This is a genomic window from Delftia acidovorans NBRC 14950, from assembly GCF_001598795.1.
Classification (GTDB): domain Bacteria; phylum Pseudomonadota; class Gammaproteobacteria; order Burkholderiales; family Burkholderiaceae_C; genus Comamonas; species Comamonas acidovorans.
The window spans coordinates 1-2,997 of the sequence record NZ_BCZP01000062.1; the positions used below are offsets into that span (position 1 = coordinate 1).

Consider the following 2,997-nt stretch of genomic DNA (forward strand, 5'->3'; position numbering starts at 1 on the left):
GGCTGGAGGAAGCGAAAAGAGCACGAAAAAAGCGTGCTATAATATTTGACTCAACACTAAAGCAGTCTCGTGTGAGACTGCTTTAGTGTTGATAGTTATCCAACTATCAATCGGCTGTTCTTTAAAAATTCATAGAGTCGAAATCAGCGTTGCTGACGGAAAGAGATTTCAATCTCACCGTGCCGTCAGCAACATTTTGATTGCGTCAAAACGAATGAAACTTTGTTTTATTCAAGTAATGACGAATTGTTCTCTTGACAGAAATGTCAAAGAATTCATTCACATTACGGCATAACGCGCGAGGTGAGAGACCTCGCAAGTCCTTGAAAGAAAACGGCGAAATCTCGCAAGAGAGATCAAAGTTATAGGGTCAAGTGACTAAGAGCATGTGGTGGATGCCTTGGCGATGATAGGCGACGAAAGACGTGATAGCCTGCGATAAGCTTCGGGGAGCTGGCAAATTAGCTTTGATCCGGAGATTTCTGAATGGGGAAACCCACCCGCAAGGGTATCGCATACTGAATACATAGGTATGCGAGGCGAACCTGGAGAACTGAAACATCTAAGTACCCAGAGGAAAAGACATCAACCGAGATTCCGAAAGTAGTGGCGAGCGAAATCGGAAGAGCCTTCTAGTGATAGTCAGACGGTTAACAAAACGGAATGGAAAGTCCGGCCATAGTAGGTGATAGCCCTGTATGTGAAAACCGACTGGTGGTACTGAGCTAGAGAAAAGTAGGGCGGGGCACGAGAAACCCTGTCTGAATATGGGGGGACCATCCTCCAAGGCTAAATACTCATCATCGACCGATAGTGAACCAGTACCGTGAGGGAAAGGCGAAAAGAACCCCGGGAGGGGAGTGAAATAGATCCTGAAACCGCATGCTTACAAAAAGTAGGAGCCCGCAAGGGTGACTGCGTACCTTTTGTATAATGGGTCAGCGACTTACATTCAGTGGCAAGGTTAACCGAATAGGGGAGCCGTAGAGAAATCGAGTCCGAATAGGGCGTCCAGTCGCTGGGTGTAGACCCGAAACCAAGTGATCTATCCATGGCCAGGATGAAGGTGCCGTAACAGGTACTGGAGGTCCGAACCGACTAGTGTTGCAAAACTAGCGGATGAGCTGTGGATAGGGGTGAAAGGCTAAACAAACTTGGAAATAGCTGGTTCTCTCCGAAAACTATTTAGGTAGTGCCTCAAGTATTACCTGCGGGGGTAGAGCACTGTTTAGGCTAGGGGGTCATGGCGACTTACCAAACCTATGCAAACTCCGAATACCGCAGAGTACAGCTTGGGAGACAGAGCACCGGGTGCTAACGTCCGGACTCAAGAGGGAAACAACCCAGACCGCCAGCTAAGGTCCCTAAAATTGGCTAAGTGGGAAACGAAGTGGGAAGGCTAAAACAGTCAGGATGTTGGCTTAGAAGCAGCCATCATTTAAAGAAAGCGTAATAGCTCACTGATCGAGTCGTCCTGCGCGGAAGATGTAACGGGGCTAAGCCAGTTACCGAAGCTGCGGATTTGCAATTTATTGCAAGTGGTAGGAGAGCGTTCTGTAAGCCTGTGAAGGTGCCTGGTAACGGGTGCTGGAGGTATCAGAAGTGCGAATGCTGACATGAGTAGCGTTAAAGGGGGTGAAAAGCCCCCTCGCCGTAAGCGCAAGGTTTCCTACGCAACGTTCATCGGCGTAGGGTGAGTCGGCCCCTAAGGCGAGGCAGAGATGCGTAGCTGATGGGAAACAGGTCAATATTCCTGTACCGATGTGTAGTGCGATGTGGGGACGGAGAAGGTTAGCTCAGCCAACTGTTGGATATGTTGGTTCAAGCCTGTAGTCGTGCCTGGTAGGCAAATCCGCCGGGCTTAGATGAGGGGTGATAACGAGTCTGCTTGCAGACGAAGTGAGTGATACCCTGCTTCCAGGAAAAGCCACTAAGCTTCAGCTACACACGACCGTACCGCAAACCGACACTGGTGCGCGAGATGAGTATTCTAAGGCGCTTGAGAGAACTCTGGAGAAGGAACTCGGCAAATTGATACCGTAACTTCGGGAGAAGGTATGCCGCAAGTAGGTGAACTTGAACAAAGGGAGCCCAAAGCGGTTGCAAAAAATCGGTGGCTGCGACTGTTTAATAAAAACACAGCACTCTGCAAACACGAAAGTGGACGTATAGGGTGTGACGCCTGCCCGGTGCTGGAAGATTAAATGATGGGGTGCAAGCTCTTGATTGAAGTCCCAGTAAACGGCGGCCGTAACTATAACGGTCCTAAGGTAGCGAAATTCCTTGTCGGGTAAGTTCCGACCTGCACGAATGGCGTAACGATGGCCACACTGTCTCCTCCAGAGACTCAGCGAAGTTGAAATGTTTGTGATGATGCAATCTCCCCGCGGAAAGACGGAAAGACCCCATGAACCTTTACTGTAGCTTTGTATTGGATTTTGAACGGATCTGTGTAGGATAGGTGGGAGGCTTTGAAGTGAGGACGCTAGTTCTCATGGAGCCGACGTTGAAATACCACCCTGGTGCGTTTGAGGTTCTAACCCAGGTCCCTTATCGGGATCGGGGACAGTGCATGGTAGGCAGTTTGACTGGGGCGGTCTCCTCCCAAAGCGTAACGGAGGAGTTCGAAGGTACGCTAGTTACGGTCGGACATCGTGACGATAGTGCAATGGCATAAGCGTGCTTAACTGCGAGACTGACAAGTCGAGCAGATGCGAAAGCAGGACATAGTGATCCGGTGGTTCTGTATGGAAGGGCCATCGCTCAACGGATAAAAGGTACTCTGGGGATAACAGGCTGATACCGCCCAAGAGTTCATATCGACGGCGGTGTTTGGCACCTCGATGTCGGCTCATCTCATCCTGGGGCTGTAGTCGGTCCCAAGGGTATGGCTGTTCGCCATTTAAAGAGGTACGTGAGCTGGGTTTAAAACGTCGTGAGACAGTTTGGTCCCTATCTTCCGTGGGCGCTGCAGATTTGAGGAAGCCTGCTCCTAGT

1 rRNA gene is annotated in these 2,997 nt (G+C 50.1%); it reads left to right on the top strand.

Going from position 1 to position 2,997, the window contains the following annotated elements:
- Positions 1-368: 368 nt before the first annotated feature.
- Positions 369-2,997 (top strand): 23S ribosomal RNA (locus DA1_RS29190); the annotation flags it as partial.